The organism is Agrobacterium sp. CNPSo 3708, from assembly GCF_028674915.1.
Lineage (GTDB): Bacteria > Pseudomonadota > Alphaproteobacteria > Rhizobiales > Rhizobiaceae > Agrobacterium > Agrobacterium cavarae.
In genome coordinates this window covers 126,248-141,868 of the sequence record NZ_JAQZSF010000007.1, presented here as the reverse complement: position 1 = coordinate 141,868, position 15,621 = coordinate 126,248, and the positions used below count along the sequence as shown (strand labels likewise).

General features: G+C 58.1%; 15 protein-coding genes. 10 read left to right on the top strand and 5 right to left on the bottom strand.

Features of this window, described 5'->3' with window-relative positions; genetic code table 11:
• Positions 1-161 precede the first annotated feature (161 nt).
• Positions 162-2,711, bottom strand: a complete 2,550-nt coding sequence (locus PVA19_RS16210) for an ABC transporter permease (RefSeq protein ID WP_274103426.1) — start codon at positions 2,709-2,711, stop codon at positions 162-164.
• A complete protein-coding gene (locus PVA19_RS16205; protein WP_062597379.1) occupies positions 2,708-3,421 on the bottom strand; it encodes an ABC transporter ATP-binding protein in 714 nt (237 codons plus the stop codon). The genes PVA19_RS16210 and PVA19_RS16205 overlap by 4 nt, the downstream gene beginning before the upstream one ends.
• 67 nt (positions 3,422-3,488) lie before the next feature.
• Here PVA19_RS16205 and PVA19_RS16200 point away from each other — a divergent pair, with 67 nt between their 5' ends.
• The 6 genes from PVA19_RS16200 (at position 3,489) to rlmN (ending at position 7,989) form a co-directional block, all read left to right on the top strand.
• Positions 3,489-4,139, top strand: coding sequence for an arylesterase (locus tag PVA19_RS16200; RefSeq protein WP_113273078.1), 651 nt, complete (start codon positions 3,489-3,491; stop codon positions 4,137-4,139).
• Positions 4,140-4,207: 68 nt separating this feature from the next.
• On the top strand, positions 4,208-4,801 hold the full coding sequence (gene thpR, locus PVA19_RS16195) for an RNA 2',3'-cyclic phosphodiesterase (RefSeq protein WP_113226933.1): 594 nt from the start codon (positions 4,208-4,210) through the stop codon (positions 4,799-4,801).
• Positions 4,802-4,948: 147 nt separating this feature from the next.
• Positions 4,949-5,254, top strand: a complete 306-nt coding sequence (locus tag PVA19_RS16190; RefSeq protein WP_062424920.1) for a 4a-hydroxytetrahydrobiopterin dehydratase — start codon at positions 4,949-4,951, stop codon at positions 5,252-5,254.
• A 52-nt stretch (positions 5,255-5,306) separates the two neighbouring features.
• A complete protein-coding gene (locus tag PVA19_RS16185; protein WP_062424919.1) occupies positions 5,307-5,684 on the top strand; it encodes a YkvA family protein in 378 nt (125 codons plus the stop codon).
• Positions 5,685-6,043: 359 nt separating this feature from the next.
• The gene (locus PVA19_RS16180; RefSeq protein ID WP_062424918.1) at positions 6,044-6,547 is read left to right on the top strand and encodes an invasion associated locus B family protein; all 504 of its coding nucleotides are present in this window, start codon (positions 6,044-6,046) and stop codon (positions 6,545-6,547) included.
• Between the two features lie 269 nt (positions 6,548-6,816).
• Positions 6,817-7,989: a 23S rRNA (adenine(2503)-C(2))-methyltransferase RlmN gene (gene rlmN, locus PVA19_RS16175; RefSeq protein ID WP_113273198.1), complete on the top strand. Its 1,173-nt coding sequence runs from the start codon at positions 6,817-6,819 to the stop codon at positions 7,987-7,989.
• Positions 7,990-8,117: 128 nt separating this feature from the next.
• Here rlmN and PVA19_RS16170 read toward each other — a convergent pair whose 3' ends face one another.
• Positions 8,118-9,200 carry a M48 family metalloprotease gene (locus PVA19_RS16170; RefSeq protein WP_274103425.1) on the bottom strand — a complete coding sequence of 361 codons (1,083 nt, stop codon included), beginning with the start codon at positions 9,198-9,200 and terminating at the stop codon, positions 8,118-8,120.
• Positions 9,201-9,673: 473 nt separating this feature from the next.
• Here PVA19_RS16170 and PVA19_RS16165 point away from each other — a divergent pair, with 473 nt between their 5' ends.
• The 4 genes from PVA19_RS16165 (at position 9,674) to PVA19_RS16150 (ending at position 13,591) form a co-directional block, all read left to right on the top strand.
• Positions 9,674-10,627: an ABC transporter substrate-binding protein gene (locus tag PVA19_RS16165; protein WP_274103424.1), complete on the top strand. Its 954-nt coding sequence runs from the start codon at positions 9,674-9,676 to the stop codon at positions 10,625-10,627.
• A 167-nt stretch (positions 10,628-10,794) separates the two neighbouring features.
• Positions 10,795-11,676 (top strand): ABC transporter permease, encoded by an 882-nt coding sequence (locus tag PVA19_RS16160; protein WP_274103422.1) that lies wholly within the window; start codon positions 10,795-10,797, stop codon positions 11,674-11,676.
• Complete coding sequence (locus tag PVA19_RS16155) at positions 11,673-12,467, top strand: ABC transporter ATP-binding protein (RefSeq protein WP_274103421.1); 795 nt, start codon at positions 11,673-11,675, stop codon at positions 12,465-12,467. The genes PVA19_RS16160 and PVA19_RS16155 overlap by 4 nt, the downstream gene beginning before the upstream one ends.
• Before the next feature lie 164 nt (positions 12,468-12,631).
• Positions 12,632-13,591 (top strand): DUF3829 domain-containing protein, encoded by a 960-nt coding sequence (locus tag PVA19_RS16150; protein ID WP_274103420.1) that lies wholly within the window; start codon positions 12,632-12,634, stop codon positions 13,589-13,591.
• Between the two features lie 242 nt (positions 13,592-13,833).
• On the opposite strand, the gene PVA19_RS16145 is transcribed toward PVA19_RS16150, so the two are convergent.
• Positions 13,834-14,481 carry a LysE family translocator gene (locus tag PVA19_RS16145; protein ID WP_113267556.1) on the bottom strand — a complete coding sequence of 216 codons (648 nt, stop codon included), beginning with the start codon at positions 14,479-14,481 and terminating at the stop codon, positions 13,834-13,836.
• A gap of 78 nt (positions 14,482-14,559) precedes the next feature.
• Complete coding sequence (locus PVA19_RS16140) at positions 14,560-15,414, bottom strand: SDR family NAD(P)-dependent oxidoreductase (RefSeq protein ID WP_274103419.1); 855 nt, start codon at positions 15,412-15,414, stop codon at positions 14,560-14,562.
• Positions 15,415-15,621 lie beyond the last annotated feature (207 nt).

The window sequence follows — 15,621 nt, the reverse complement described above, 5'->3', positions numbered from 1 at the left end:
ATGAGGCGATGGCGCAGCCGTTACAAGTGCCAAAAATAACGAAAAAACACCGTATGCGCGAAAAGCGATAACGTTTTTGACATCATTACCAAGAATTAATCGTAAAAGTTAAATCGCGCACAACTTTTCCGTTTTTTAGATTTTCACTTGCATCCAACGGCTTACTCGCCCGCCTGGCGCAGCACCGGTGCAGCCTTCTGGCCGAGGATGCGCCATGTGCCGATCAGCCCGATGCCCACCGTCATCACCAGCGAAACGACAAGCGTGCCGATTGCCACATCGGGCAGGAAGCTGGAGGGCAGCTTCATGATGCGGGCAATCACGAACCATGCGGAGACGCCGCCCGCCAGAAGGGCGAAGGTGGCGGTCGCTACGCCGAGGATCATGTATTCATAGGAGAAGGCGCGGATCAGCATGGATCGTGTGCCGCCGAGCGTTTTCAGGATCACGGCATCGCGGGTGCGCGCACGGTTGCCCGCCGCCAGGGCGCCTGCCAGCACCAGCACGGAGGCGATCAGCGCAACGGCAGCTGCCGCACGGATCGCGGTTGCGAGCTGACCGACCAGCCGGTCGACGATATCGAGCGCATCCTTGACGCGCACCGTGGTGATCGTCGGATAGGCGTTGGTGACGCTGCGCAGGATTTCGCCTTCCTTGGCGGGTGTCGCCGACGGGTCTGCCAGCGTTGCCAGCCATGCGTGCGGTGCGCCCCGGAAAGTGTTGGGTGAAAACACCATGACGAAATTGATCGACATGGACTGCCACTGCACATCGCGCAGATTGGCGATCTTGGCGGTGATGCTGCGGCCGAGGACATTGACGGTGACCGTATCACCGATCTTGAGGCCGAGTTCGCCCGCCTCTTCGGCAGCAAAGGAAACCAGCGGCTCGCCGCTATAATCCTTGCCCCACCACGTGCCTTGCGTGAGCTTGGCATTTTCCGGCAGATCTTCTGAATAGGTAATGCCGCGATCGCCGCGCAGAACCCAGCGGCCGGATGGCGGTACTTCGATCTTGGTGACGTCTTGGCCGTTCAGCGCCAGAATACGGCCGCGCAGCATCGGAACTTCCGTCAGCGTGCCTTCCGGCGCCTCGCGCTTGACGAGGTCGCGGAAGCCATCGCGCTCGCTTCCCTGAATGTCGACGAAGAAGAAGTTCGGCGCTTTCTCCGGCAGTGTCGACGTCAATTCCCGCCGCAGATTGCCGTCGATCAGTGTCAGCGTCACCAGAAGCGTAAGGCCAAGACCTAGCGATAGCACCACGGAGGGCGTCAGCGCGCCGGGGCGGTGGATATTGCCGATAGCGAGCCGGAGGGCTGCGGAGTGAACGCGTGGACTGCGTCTCGCCAGGGCGCGGATGCCCCAGGCGACAAGCCTCAGCACGACGAAGGCGAAGGCGATCGCACCGAGAAAGACCGAGGCGATGAAGCGATCATCCGCCGTGAAAATCGCAAGGCTCGCAAGCACTGCAAGAAGGATTGCCGTTGCAGCGAGATACGGCCAGGAGGGAAGCTTCCCTTCATCGAAGCCTTGCTCGCGGAAGAGTGCGGTTGCCGGCACTTCGCGTGCCTGACCGAGCGGCACGATGGCGAAGGCAAGTGTGGTCAACATGCCGAAGACGGCGGCAAGCCACAATGCCGAAGGATAGAAGGCAAGCTCCTTCGGCACCGGCAGCACGCCGTCGAGAAAGCGCATGGCGATGAGTGGTGCTATGGCGCCGAACAACAACCCGATCACAATGCCGACGCAGGCAATGAAACCAATCTGGAACAGATAGGTCATCGTCACCACGCTTGCCGGCGCGCCAAGGCATTTCAGCGAGGCAATCGTGGTGCGCTTGGAATCGAGAAAGGCGCGCACGGCATTGGCAACACCAACGCCGCCGACGATTAACGCAGTGAGGCCAACGAGCGTCAGGAATTGGGAGAAGCGATTGACGTTTTCGGTGAGTTGCGGCGCGGCGCGATCGCTGGTGCGAATGGACCAGCCGGCGTTCGGAAACTGCTTGTTGGTCGTTTCGATGATTGTCGCGCGTTGCGACGGGTCGGTCAGACGCACCTTGTAGGCATGCTCGACAAGGCTTCCCGTCTGGATCAGGCCGGAGGCGATCAGCGCATCGCGGCTGATGAGCAGACGGGGCGCGAAGCCGAAACCGTCAGACAGCGTGTCCGGCTCGGTGACGATGGTACCCGTCAGTTTCAGCCTGGCATTGCCAAGAAGCAGTTCGTCGCCGACCTTGATGCCGAGACGCTCAAGCAGCAGGGGGGCCGCGACCGCGCCGAAGCTCTCGCCTTGTTTGGCCAAAAGCGCGGGAAGGGGTTGCGCCGGCTCGGCGACGAAATCGCCATAGAGCGGATAGGCGCCATCGACGGCCTTGACCTCGGCCAGGCTCTGCTGTGAGCCGTCTTCCAGTCGCGCCATGGAGCGCAGCCCGTCCGAGACGGCGACATCACCGAGGCTGTCGATATAAGCGCGCTCTTCAGCACTCGCCTCGCGGTTTCTGAGTTCGAAGCGCACGTCGCCAGCCAGGATCGACTGGCCTTCGTCGGCGATAGCGCTGGTGACTGCGCGCGAGACCGAGTTGACGGCTGCGATAGCACCGGTGCCAAGCGCGATACAGGCGAGGAAGATGTAGAAGCCACCGAACCCGCCGCGGATTTCCCGGCGTGCCAATCTCAGCGCATTTCGAATGTTGGCGGCAGACGGGATCATGCGCTTGCCGCCTGTCTGGCGGCTGTGGAGCCGGCACTTTCGCCTTCGATCTGGCCGGAGCGAACCTTGATCTGGCGGGTGCAGCGGGCGGCAAGCGACGGATCGTGGGTCACGAGGATCATCGTCATGCCGCGCTCGGCCTGCTTCGAAAACAGCAGATCCGCGATCTGCTTGCCGGTATCGGTATCGAGATTGCCCGTCGGTTCGTCGGCGATCAGCACGGCAGGCGAGGGGGCAAGCGCTCTAGCAATCGCCACACGCTGCTGCTCGCCGCCGGACAATTGGCCGGGATAGTGGTTAAGGCGCTGGCCGAGGCCGACCGCGGTCAGTTCTCGCGTCGCAATGTCGAAAGCATTCGGCACATTGGCAAGTTCAAGCGGAACGGCGACATTCTCGAGCGCGGTCATGTTGGCGATCAGGTGAAAGGACTGGAAGACGATCCCGATATTCTTGCCGCGAAAATCCGCCAGCGCATCTTCGCCAAGCGTATGGAGATGCGTTCCCGCAATTGTGATCTCGCCGCTATCGAGCCTTTCAAGGCCTGCCAGAACCATCAGCAGCGTGGACTTGCCGGAGCCGGAAGGCCCGACAATTCCGACGGCTTCGCCCTCTTCAATGGTGAGATCGATGCTCTTCAAAACGTGGACGGAGGCGGCGGCGCTGCCAAGGGTGAGATCCGCTTTCTTCAGCTCGATGGTGCTTTTCGCCACGTTTTTGCGTTCCTATATGATCAAGAGTGCAGAAGCCTTGCTGGCTTCACCAATTAGGAAGGCTGGAATGAATTTTAAAGCCGTTGCCGCTCACTTCGTCGTCATCCTTGGGGCGTTTCTTTCTTCTTCATCCGCTGGCGCTCAAGATAAACCTTTGCAGATCGTCGGCTTTGGCGACAGCCTGATGGCCGGCTATCAGCTTGCGCCGAACGAAAGCTACGCCGCCCAGCTCGAAGCCGCGCTGAAAGCCAAGGGCGTCAATGCGGTCGTGACCAATGCGGGCGTTTCGGGTGACACGAGTTCTGCCGGCCTTGCGCGCGCCGAATGGTCGGTGCCGGATGGGACCGATGGCGTGATCCTGGAGCTTGGCGCCAACGATGCGCTGCGGGGCATTCCGCCTGCCGATACCGAGAAGAACTTGGCGGCCATCATCGAAGGGTTTCAGAAGCGCAATATCCCGGTTCTCATGATGGGCATCATCGTGCCGCCAAACATGGGCGGCGACTACGGCAAGGCGTTCAACCCTATCTATGAACGGCTGGCGCAGAAGTATCAGATCCCGCTCTACCCGTTCTTTCTGGACGGTGTCGTGCTCGATCAAAGCCTGCAGCTGGAAGACAGAATGCATCCCAATGCCAAGGGCGTTGCAGTGATGGTGGAGAAGTCTCTGCCCGCCGTCGAGGCCTTTGTTAAGACTATCCGTGAGCAAAAAAAATAAGCACTTGCGCAGCGAAGCTTTGCATGATTCGCTGTCCTTGTTCTGCCAAGAGATTCGGGGAGCTCGCCATGCCGAGACTGTTTACCGCCCTCGAAATTCCGCGCAATGCGGCGATGAGCCTTTCATTGTTGCGCGGTGGTCTACCGGGAGCCCGGTGGATTGACGTGGAGAATTATCACATCACCTTGCGCTTTATCGGCGATATAGACGGACGCACCGCTGACGAAGTGGTCGATCGGCTGGATCGTATCGATCGCGAGGAGTTTCAGATCAACCTGACGGGCATGGGCTCCTTCGGATCGAAGAAGCCGCATTCCCTCTGGGCCGGGGTTTCTCCCTCTCCGGAAATGGTCGCTCTCCAGGCAGAAATCGAGCGCATCTGCCAGCGTCTCGGGTTGCCGCCGGATCCGCGAAAGTTCACGCCGCATGTGACGCTGGCGCGGCTTCGCAATTCCAGGCTCGACGATGTGGTCCATTATCTTTCAGGCCGCGGGGATTTCCGAACCTCGCCCTTCACCGTCGGGCGCTTCGTGCTGATGTCCTCGAAGGAATCGGTCGGCGGCGGGCCTTACATCGTCGAAGAGGCCTTCCCGCTCTATGAGAGCCGTTCGACTGGCGTCTATGCCGACGCTGGACTGCTTCCGGAGAAGAGCCTGTTCTAACTCCATGATACCTGATCATAGCATCGGCTGGGCGAGCGCCCCGGCCGAGCATCCATTTGCGCGGTTGATCTGACGGTCAAAGGTGAACCAAAGCGCATGTCCGTCCGTTCAGTTGCATAGAACAGTCTATCAGGGGAAGGGACCATCATGACCTATGCGAAACTTGAAGCGGACGCAGTGCGCACGGCGCTTGAGACGCTGGACGGCTGGTCTTTGCGCGAAGACGGTCTGGCAATCGTCAAGGCCTACAAGTTTGCCAGTTTTGCCGAAGCCTTCGGTTTCATGGCTGAGTGCGCGCTGGCGGCAGAAAAGCTCAATCACCATCCGGAATGGTCCAATGTCTATTCGCGGGTGAAGATCTGTCTGACCACGCATGATTCCCAAGGGATTACCGAGCGCGATATCCTGCTGGCAAAGGCGATGGAGAAGGCGGCTGCCGGGCGCGGCAATTGAACAGCGGTCTTCATCGCCTATATTATCCGTCATGACCAAAGGAACTACGACCATGGATGACGTCAAGATCGGTGAAATCCTGCTTCCCGGCGATCCCGACACGCAGAAGGAACGCGAGGAGACTGTTCGATCCAAGTTCTGGCCGAAGATGAAGCGGGTCGTCAGCAAGGTACCTTTTGCCAGAGACGCGGCTGCGGCCTATTATTGCGCTGTCGATCCCTCCACGCCGCTTCGAGCCAAGGGTATTCTGCTTGCAGCACTTGGGTATTTCATCATGCCGATCGATGTGGTGCCGGATGTTCTGGCGGTCATCGGCTTTACCGACGATATTGCGGTTTTGACCGCAGCCCTTGCGATGATCCGTGCCCATATCAAGATGGAGCATTACGACGCCGCCGATCTTGCGCTGGAAAAGATGCGCGAGGAATAACGGCTCTGTGATGTGCCGTTAGACGCGGTTCCAAATCCCGACAAATTCTTGCCTGAATTGCCGTGTCATACCTTTTGCGTGGCGCTGACTCGCGTCGCTCGAAGCGTGTTTTACATGCGTTGAGGACCTCTGACGCATGCATTTCTGTCAAGGCGTTTTCAGCCTTGGCGCAGCATGGATCTTGGGGCGCGGGGAGTATCCGAACTGTAACACCGCGATACAATTCTCACCTTTTAATGATGGCGTTGACGGTTTGGTAACCGTTCCTTAGCCAAAATGAAGATGACGGCCTTCACCTCGCACCGGCCCGGCCTAGCCGTTCGGGCAACTGGAAGACAATAAACCCGGCAGGAATTTCAATGTTTGTAAGAAGTGTAGCAACCGCAGCCGCCATTTTGCTGACCAGCGTCAGCATTGCCTCTGCACAGTCGCCCACGCGCATCCAGCAGTTCAACGCTTGGGGTGCCTATTCGTACAAATCGGGTAAAAGCACCGTTTGCTATGTTCTTTCCGTTCCAACCGCCAAGGAGCCGGCAAGCGTCGACCATGGCGATATCTTTTTCATCGTGTCGCAGCGTCCCGGCCAGAACATTTCCTATGAGCCGCAGGCCATGGTTGGCTATCCTTTGAAGGAAGGCTCCAAGGTCAATGTGACGATCGATGCCAAGAACTTCGTGATGTTCACCAAGGACAAGGCGGCCTGGGTCGAAAATGCCGCTGAAGAACCGGCACTCGTTGCGGCCATGAAGGTTGGCAAGAGCATGACCGTCAAGGCGACCTCCGGTCGCGGGACGGCAACCTCCTATTCCTATTCGCTGTCTGGCATCTCGGCTGCTCTCAAGCAGATCGAAAGCTGCAAGTAAGCAGTTCTAAAAAAATTAGAGTCTGATGGCCGGTCCCTGACCGGCCATTTGCGTTTTTGCCGGTTTGATGCTAGATGCGCGCCAACACGAATGCTGGCGACACCAGGTGATCGCCGCGCTTTTGGATTTTCTCGACATGCAGATGACGTTCCGCCGTTTCGACTGGTCGGTTTCGCTCGTGCATTGGATGATGGGATAGGACGATGTCCACTTTGGAAGCTACACCCGGTCTTGCAGTCAAGGCGCCTCTGGTCGCCAACAGCGACCTCATGTCGGACAAGCCGTCGCTGATCGGCATGACGCGCGACGAGATGGCGGATGCGCTGATGGAGATCGGCGTGCCGCAAAAGCAGGTCAAGATGCGCGTCAGCCAGTTGTGGAACTGGCTCTATGTGCGCGGCGTCTCCGATTTCGACAACATGACCAATGTCGCCAAGGAGCTTCGCGAGACGCTGAAGGCGAAGTTCACCATCGCGCGGCCGGAAATCGTCGAAGAGCAGATCTCCAATGACGGCACGCGCAAGTGGCTGATGCGCTTTCCCCCGCGTGGCGCCGGTCGCCCGGTGGAAATCGAGACCGTTTATATTCCTGAAGAAGGCCGCGGGACACTTTGCATCTCCAGCCAGGTCGGCTGTTCGCTCACCTGTTCCTTCTGCCACACCGGCACACAGCGGCTGGTGCGCAACCTGACGGCGGAAGAAATTCTCTCGCAGCTTCTGCTCGCCCGCGATCGTCTGGGTGATTTCCCGGATGGCTCGACGCCGGTCGGGGCCTATGTGCCGAGCGAAGGCCGCAAGGTGTCCAACATCGTGATGATGGGTATGGGCGAGCCGCTCTATAATTTCGAGCATGTGAAGACCGCACTCCTGATCGCAACCGACGGTGACGGTCTGTCACTCTCCAAGCGCCGCGTCACGCTCTCCACCTCCGGCGTCGTGCCGGAAATCTTCCGCACCGGCGACGAAATCGGCGTGATGCTGGCGATCTCCCTGCATGCCGTGCGCGACGAGCTGCGCGACATGCTGGTGCCGATCAACAAGAAGTATCCGCTGAAGGAGCTGATCGACGCCTGCCGCAACTATCCGGGTCTCTCGAATGCGCGCCGCATCACCTTCGAATATGTGATGCTGAAGGACGTCAATGACAGCCTGGAAGATGCCAAGATGCTGACCCAGCTTCTCAAGGGCGTTCCGGCCAAGATCAATCTCATCCCCTTCAACCCATGGCCCGGCACCAATTATCAGTGCTCGGACTGGGCGCAAATCGAGAAGTTCGCCGACTTCATCAATCAGGCCGGCTACGCCTCACCGATCCGCACCCCGCGTGGCCGCGATATTTTGGCAGCCTGCGGCCAGCTGAAGTCGGAATCCGAACGCATGCGCAAGACCGAGCGCCTGGCGTTTGAAGCGATGATGATTGCCAATCACGGGGCTGACGACTGATTCTACGGTGTCGTCGCTCCGAGAGCAGCTTCAGTCTTGAGCTTCTCCGGTACGGGTCTGTGGCGACGCTCTTTCCGACGTCACGCCTGAAGCCAGATCATCTCCCGCTGCCTCCGGCAGCTTTTACCTTATCCGGTATGTTCCGCTGACGATTGCAGCTTGCTCGGCACGGGGTTCGTCCATAACTCATCCAGCTTAGCAAACATTTGCTTGGCAAAATCGTCTTCCAAGAGGGCAAGTGCTGAGATTGCCACTGGTTCTATGGTAAACCGTTCGGCATAGCCCAGCGCTGAAAGGCGTTGAGCACAGGAGGGATGAGAGGACAGTTCGTCAACCTCCATCGACCATGCGTGGCGCGCATAGATGTTTAACAGCTCACTCATATTGAGCATAGACACCGCGTTCAAAAGGCGTTTCGTGGGCGAAATGACAGTTGGCATTGTATCCGTGCGTTCTTTCCGCAACGACTCGTAAAATGTTTGCTCCAGAAATATGGCGGACGCATCGACCAGAAGCAGGGCGCGAGCGGCCTCTTCGCCGTGACCACCATTCGCCGCTTCAAGATCGGCCTTAATCTCGGCGTCTCGAGATAGGCGCATCTTCTCAAGCTCAAATGATGGTGAGAGTGTTTTCCATAAGGAGTAGAGCAGGTGTCCGGTGATTGATTTCTCCGGTGAAGCGAAGTCGAAGACGATGTTGAGGCTTTCTTCGAGTTCTGCCAGACGGAGCTTTCCGTTCACATCCTCGTTCAGCACGTGACCATTCTCATGCATCAGAATGGCGAACATCGCTTCTTTATCTGTGACTGCCAGCAAAGGAATGCCGACTATCAACTCGTAATGGCGGCGCAATCCGAGCAGAGTACGATGCATCCTGACGCCCGCATTCATCGCGTCACTCAATGTAATCGCGGTTTTCCTGGCTGTGGCCTTTCCGGCGACAGCTTCCCACATGGACCATAGTCCAGGGGCTTGGGCTCGACTGATCCCATTGACCTTTTCACGCGATAGATTTGTAAAGAATATGCCCTTCAACAGAGCGATCGTGATGTCTACCGTCCACAAGGCAAAGCCGATCAGAGCAAAAAGCCAAATGAAGTGCTGATCCAGCAAAAAGAACAACAGACTCATGATGAGCGCCAGCAGCGCGATCAGAAACAGTAAGGTAAATCGCCCGAAACGGCGACCGGCAGCCAGAATAATCTTTGCCAAATCAAGTCTCACTCAAAGGCTGACGCCACCAATCGCGCAGGATGGTTTCCTGAACATTCCGATGACATTTCCCATCCACCGTCTCAAGACCCTCATTCCTGTGACTTTGGTGATCTATCCAGGATAGTGCATGCCGACAAAGGCGTAAGGCGTCCTGTTTGCGGCAGGTTTGAGTGCTTATTGCGAGAACAAACCTCCATCGCGACCGCGGAAAACTTGTTTTACGTCAAGCGGTCGTGCGCTTCCGGCTTCAGAGTATCAGGCTTGCGCGGTATGGACCGCATTTGCGAGTAGAGGATCGGCAGTTTCGTTCCATTTTTCGACGGACTTACAGACCTCAGCAGCTTTTGATTGAACCTTACCCCTCCACCCAATCAAATATTTGATCGCTCCGATCTCTCCCGCGCGATTGATTTCGGCTTAACCCTTTCTTAAAGAGAGCGGGAAAAGCAAAATAATCGGAGGAATACCCTATGCGCGCACTTATTCTGGCGCTCGCCGCCGCCACGGCTCTCGTCCTACCTGCCAAAGCGGAAGACGTGACCGTTGCCGTGACTGCCATCGTCGAACATCCGGCCCTCGATGCCGCACGTGATGGTGTGAAGGCCGCGCTTGCCGAAGCTGGCTATAAGGAAGGCGAAAACCTGAAGTTCGTCTACCAGTCCGCGCAGGGTAACCCAGGTACCGCCGCACAGATCGCCCGTCAGTTCGTTGGCGACGCTCCGAATGTCATCGTGCCGATATCCACGCCTTCGGCTCAGGCCGTCGTTGCCGCAACGCGCGATATTCCAGTCGTCTTCACCGCCGTTTCCGACCCCGTCGGCGCGCAACTGATCAAGTCGATGGAAAAGCCCGGTCGCAACGTCACCGGTCTTTCGGACGCGCTTCCCGTCAACGAGCATCTGGCTCTGGTCAAGGAAATTGCACCGTCGGCAAAGACGATAGGCTACATCTACAACTCGGCCGAGGCCAACTCTGTCTCGACGCTCGCTCTGTTGAAGGAAGCCGCTGCAAAGGCCGGTCTGACGGTTGTCGAATCCGTCGCCACCAAGTCCTCCGAAGTTCAGGGCGCGACCCGCGCATTGGTCGGCAAGACGGATGTAATCTACGTTCCGACCGACAACACTATCGTTTCCGCCTTCGAGGCGGCTGCCGGTGTCGCGGCTGAGGCGAAGATCCCGCTCTTTGCTGCCGATACGGATTCCGTGGCACGTGGCGCTATCGCAGCGCTCGGCTTCAACTATTTCGATGTGGGCAAGCAGACGGGTGCTGTCGTCGTGCGTATCCTGAAGGGTGAGAAGCCTGGTGATATTGCGGCAACCACAGCTGTCGGCACCGACCTCGTTCTCAACAAGAAAGCCGCTGAAAAGATTGGCGTGACCTTCCCTGAGAGCGTCGTGAAGCGCGCTACGAAGGTGATCGAGTAAGGTCTCGTCGTCCGCCTCGCGCGATTGACATTGTTTATGTCGTTTCGTCCACACAAGGCCGGATCACCGAGATACATCACTTCCAATCGAGAGTGCCGCGCTTCAGCGGCACTCTTGCTCTATCGGCCCGGCGAAACGCCCGGTCGAAAAACCCAAGGACTTCTGTCGTGAGCCAAATCGCCTTCTGGGGTGCCGTCGAACTGGGGCTGGTCTTCGCCTTTGTCGCGATCGGTGTTTATCTCGCCTTTCGCGTGCTCGATTTTCCCGATCTGACCGTTGATGGTTCTTTTCCGCTCGGCGCTGCCGTGGCGGCGGTGCTGATCATTGCCGGTCTCAATCCATGGCTTGCAACAGGCGTTGCGATGATCGCCGGTGCTGGCGCTGGTATGGTCACAGCACTTTTGAATGTCCGCTTCAAGATCCTCAATCTTCTGGCCTCGATCCTGACGATGATTGCGCTGTTCTCAGTCAATCTGCGCGTCATGGGCAAGCCGAATGTCGCGCTTCTCAATCAGGAAACGGTCATCGAGCCCTTCTATGGTCTTGGCATATCCGATTATCTGGTGCGGCCGCTCTTCGTCGGCCTGCTGGTTATCGTTGCTGTCATCCTCGTGTGGCGCTTTCTGGAAAGCGATGCAGGTCTTGCCATGCGCGCCACTGGCGCGAATGCCCGCATGGCCCGCGCTCAAGGGGTAAAGACCGGCAACCAGATCTATCTCGGCATGGCGCTTTCCAATGCGCTCGTTGCGCTGGGCGGGGCGCTGTTTGCCCAGACCAACGGCTTTGCCGATGTGACATCGGGTGTCGGCACCATCGTTGTCGGGCTTGCCGCCGTCATCATCGGCGAAACGCTGTTCGGCTCTCGCGGCATTCTGATCGCGTTGATCGGCTGCGTCTTCGGCTCTATTGCCTATCGGCTGGCCATCCAGCTGGCGCTCTCCAGCGATGCGCTGGGCCTCAAGGCCTCCGACCTTAATTTCGTTACCGCCGTTCTGGTTGCCGTCGCCCTCATCCTGCCGCGCCTGCGCCGTGGAGGAGCCGCATCATGATTTCGCTGTCGGATATTCAGGTCATCTTCGGCAAGGGAACGCCCCTGCAAAAGCAGGCGCTCTCCAAGCTCAATCTCACCATCGAAAACGGCTCCTTCGTCACCGTGATCGGCTCGAACGGTGCTGGCAAGTCGACGCTTCTCGGCGTTCTGGCGGGCGACGTGCTGCCGAGTGCTGGCAAGGTGACGATCAGCGGCGTGGACGTCACACGCAAGCCGACCGCCAGCCGTGCGGGCCAGGTGGCGCGTGTGTTTCAGGATCCGTTGGCCGGAAGCTGCGGTGCGCTGACCATTGAGGAAAATCTGGCGCTCGCGGCTGCACGCGGCAAGGTGCGCGGTCTGCTTCCGGCGCTTGGCGGCGGCCGTCGTGCCTTCTTCCAGGACCGCATCGCCTCGCTTGGCCTTGGGCTGGAAAACCGGTTGAAGGACCGCATGGATCTTCTCTCCGGTGGCCAGCGCCAGGCGGTCTCGCTGGTCATGGCAACGCTTGCCGGATCCGATGTTCTGCTGCTGGATGAACATACCGCAGCGCTCGATCCGGGCATGGCCGAATTCGTCATGGAACTGACCCGCAAGGTGGTGGAGGAGCGCAAGCTCACCACGCTCATGGTGACGCACTCCATGCGCCAGGCGCTGGATTATGGCGACCGCACCATCATGCTGCATGCCGGTGAAATCGTGCTCGATGTCTCCGGCGAAAGCCGCAAGGGTCTCCAGGTGGAAGATCTGATCGAGATGTTCCGCAAGATCCGTGGTCAGACTCTCGATGATGATGAATTGCTCATCGGGTGATGCACAGGACGGGCTATGCTCCTGTCACCGTTAAAATGCGGGCAACAAGACCACGCTGGAACTTCACGACCGCTGCACCATTTCTACCGCATCCAATCCCTCACGAGGGACTGGATGTCCTGTCATGTTCGTTTCAGGTCGAATGTCACAGTCATGGAGAAATGATGTTTTTCAGAAAAAGTCTTTTCGCCGCACTCGCCGCCGCTTTTGCAATTCTTCTGACCGGTTGCAACGACAAGGATAATGAAAATAAGGGTGTTGTCGCCCCAGCGGCAGACCAGGCGGCGGTTTCCAAATACAACGCTTATGTCAAGGCAGCCAATTCGCTGGCGGTGAGCTTTAACCAAGTTCTGCAAAGCCACGTTCAGACATATGCTCGTGCCTTGGCTGGCGACAAACCGCTCCAGAATTACTCCGTCGCAAGCCCCATAGACGTTACCAAGGTTAAGTCTGCGCTGAATGAGGCGTTCGTCAAGGAGGCGACGTTTGCAGATATCGATCCTGCAGCGAAGTCTTATGCCGATGCTCTGGCCGGTTTCGAGCCGATCAACACTGACCTTGCGAATTATGCGCAATCCAAAGGGTATCTCGCAGATGGCGGCAAGACCGCACGTGAGAAGGACCCAGCCTTTGTGGATGCCCTGAAGAAGGTAGCGGCGGCAGAGGAGGCCTTCTTCAATAGTATGCAGAAGCACGATTACGATTTGGCGCGCAAAGCCTATGACGAGGCTGCGCCGGATAGTGTGGAGCGTGATCGAGCAGGGATCATTTTGTTTTCAAAGGACACAGTCTCCAAACTGACTGCCATGTTCGCAGCACCTGGTGACGCCAATCTCCGCGATGATACGAAAGCCAGCCTTAACCGCCTGAGTGATGTGTCGGTGGCATGGGACAAGAAACTTCGGTCCAGCGATGCGAAGGGATGTCCCGCCACGATGAGCGCTATCAACACCTTCATTGCTGGCGCACGCACAGCCGTGCAAAGAGCGGAAAAGGGCGATTACAGTGTTGAAATTGATCCTCGCTACGTCAACACCATCCAAGATCCCGTTTACACGGATGGCCGTCAGTTGAACATGAACTATAGCTGGCTGATCAGTTCATTTAACGGCAACAGGTGCTGATGGGCGCTGACTTGTAAGCTCACCCTCATCCTCGCCCTCGAGGCTGAGATCAATGTACTACGATGACTTACAAACGGTATTGAAAAGCCAGACCCCACGACGTTGCGGCTCCGTCTGGCAAGGCGGCAGTATGGTCCACGCAAAAATGTGCAACGGTTGCGATAACGACATGCGATAAAACAAGGATCCAGAGCTTGTGAGCAGATCTGAAAGATCGCGAAACGCTTTGGACAGCTCTCGCCTTACTTTGCCTGCGTCAGGAAAATCTTGACGGCGAAGAGCGAGAAGACGCCAGCGATGGTGTAATCCAGGCCGCGAAGAACCTTGCGATTGCGCTGCAGCCAGTCGGAGAGCGAGTCTGCAGCCACCACGATTCCGATGCCGATCGGCAGGGCGACGATGATCGACCAGAGACCGAGGAAGATCAGCTTGCCTGTCACGTGCGGATCGGAGGCTGTGACGAATTGAGGCAGGAAGGTCATGAAGAAGATGATGACCTTTGGATTGAGCAGGTTAACCCACAGCCCGTTGACCAGAGCAGACGTCATCGACGCGCCGGCCTTCTGTTCCTTCGGGCGCTCCATCACGAAGTTTGAGCCGTGGCGGATGGCCTGGATGGCGAGCCAGACGAGATAGGCAGCACCGCCCGTCTTCAAGATCATGAAGGCTGTCGGCGAAGCGACGATCAGCGCTGCCACGCCAAAGGCGACCAGCAGCGTATGGACGGTGATACCGAGATTGGTGCCCACGAGCGTCATGAAGCCTGCCTTGCGGCCCTCGCGCAGGGAGCGGCTGATCCAGAGCGTCATGTCCGGACCGGGCGTCACCGCCAGAACCAGGATGGCGACGGTGAAGGCAATCAGGGTTGGCAGGCTCGGAATGAAGTCCACGGTGATACCATCCAAAACGGGGTTGCTGCATACTCATAACGCCGTTTCGTGAGCCTGCCAATTCCTCTTCGTATTGCGTCAGCTATTCAAAAACGTCTTGAAGTGCTCGGCATAATCGCCATGCCAGCGCGACAGCGGTGGTCTGTTCTGGACAATGTCGTTGGCAGCCCAGAGAATGCGCTTCTCGTCGGTCTTTCTATCCACCTCGTTGTCGGGGCAGAGAATGTAGAAATCGCCGCGCCCAATGCTCTCCAGCATGAAGTCCACCGTCTGCTCCGGCGTCCATGCGCCATCCGGCTTTTCCGTGCGCTCGCCCGCGGTAAGACCGGTGAAGACGAAGCCGGGAATCAGGAGATGCGCTGAAATCGCGCCGGTGTTTGAAGTGCGCAGCTCATGTTGAAGCGCTTCGGTGAACGCCTTCACGCCCGCTTTCGATACGTTATAGGCCGGATCCCCGGGTGGCGTGGTGATGCCCTGTTTCGAGCCGGTGTTGATGATGAGGCCCGGCTCTCCATGGGCGACCATGCCCCCACCGAATACGCGGGCGCCGTTGATGACGCCCATAAGGTTGACGCCGATCACCCTGTCCCAGTTGACTTGGGGGCCGAAAAGGACGCTGCCCGGCTGGATGCCGGCATTGTTCATCAGCAGATGGACGCGGCCAAAGCGCTGAATCACCGCTCGTTCGAGTGCCTCGAGTTCATCGAGCTTGGAGACATCCGTCGGGATGGCGACGATCTTCGCCGCGCCATCCTCAACCGTGGCGGCAATGTCACGTTCTGCCGCTCGCAATTTCTCACCGTCCAGATCGACCAGCACGACGCTCATGCCGAAACCGGCACATTGTTTTGCCGCTGCAAGACCTATGCCGGAGGCGGCTCCGGTGATGACGGCAACATTATCCTGTTGGAATGCGGGGTGAAATGTCGACATTGGTTTCTCCTTCTCCAGGGCCGTCCTCATCAAACGGCAGTGGCATCCCATGCAACCAGACGCCTTTTGGCGCGCCTTTTGAAATCTATCGCTTTTCTCGTCTCAGTCACGTGACAAGTCATCCGGCAAGCAAAGCGTTCCCAGGTCCGATCCGTTTTCATTATCTCTTGCGCCGACCGATAAACTCGCTAAAAGTGCCGCAATCCC

Bases quoted from the DNA above. Each gene is read 5' to 3' on its own strand.
- PVA19_RS16210 (WP_274103426.1), bottom strand. From the start codon at position 2,711: ATGATCCCGTCTGCCGCCAACATTCGAAATGCGCTGAGATTGGCACGC.
- PVA19_RS16200 (WP_113273078.1), top strand. From the start codon at position 3,489: ATGAATTTTAAAGCCGTTGCCGCTCACTTCGTCGTCATCCTTGGGGCG.
- thpR (WP_113226933.1), top strand. From the start codon at position 4,208: ATGCCGAGACTGTTTACCGCCCTCGAAATTCCGCGCAATGCGGCGATG.
- PVA19_RS16190 (WP_062424920.1), top strand. From the start codon at position 4,949: ATGACCTATGCGAAACTTGAAGCGGACGCAGTGCGCACGGCGCTTGAG.
- PVA19_RS16185 (WP_062424919.1), top strand. From the start codon at position 5,307: ATGGATGACGTCAAGATCGGTGAAATCCTGCTTCCCGGCGATCCCGAC.
- PVA19_RS16180 (WP_062424918.1), top strand. From the start codon at position 6,044: ATGTTTGTAAGAAGTGTAGCAACCGCAGCCGCCATTTTGCTGACCAGC.
- rlmN (WP_113273198.1), top strand. From the start codon at position 6,817: ATGTCGGACAAGCCGTCGCTGATCGGCATGACGCGCGACGAGATGGCG.
- PVA19_RS16165 (WP_274103424.1), top strand. From the start codon at position 9,674: ATGCGCGCACTTATTCTGGCGCTCGCCGCCGCCACGGCTCTCGTCCTA.
- PVA19_RS16155 (WP_274103421.1), top strand. From the start codon at position 11,673: ATGATTTCGCTGTCGGATATTCAGGTCATCTTCGGCAAGGGAACGCCC.
- PVA19_RS16150 (WP_274103420.1), top strand. From the start codon at position 12,632: ATGTTTTTCAGAAAAAGTCTTTTCGCCGCACTCGCCGCCGCTTTTGCA.
- PVA19_RS16140 (WP_274103419.1), bottom strand. From the start codon at position 15,414: ATGTCGACATTTCACCCCGCATTCCAACAGGATAATGTTGCCGTCATC.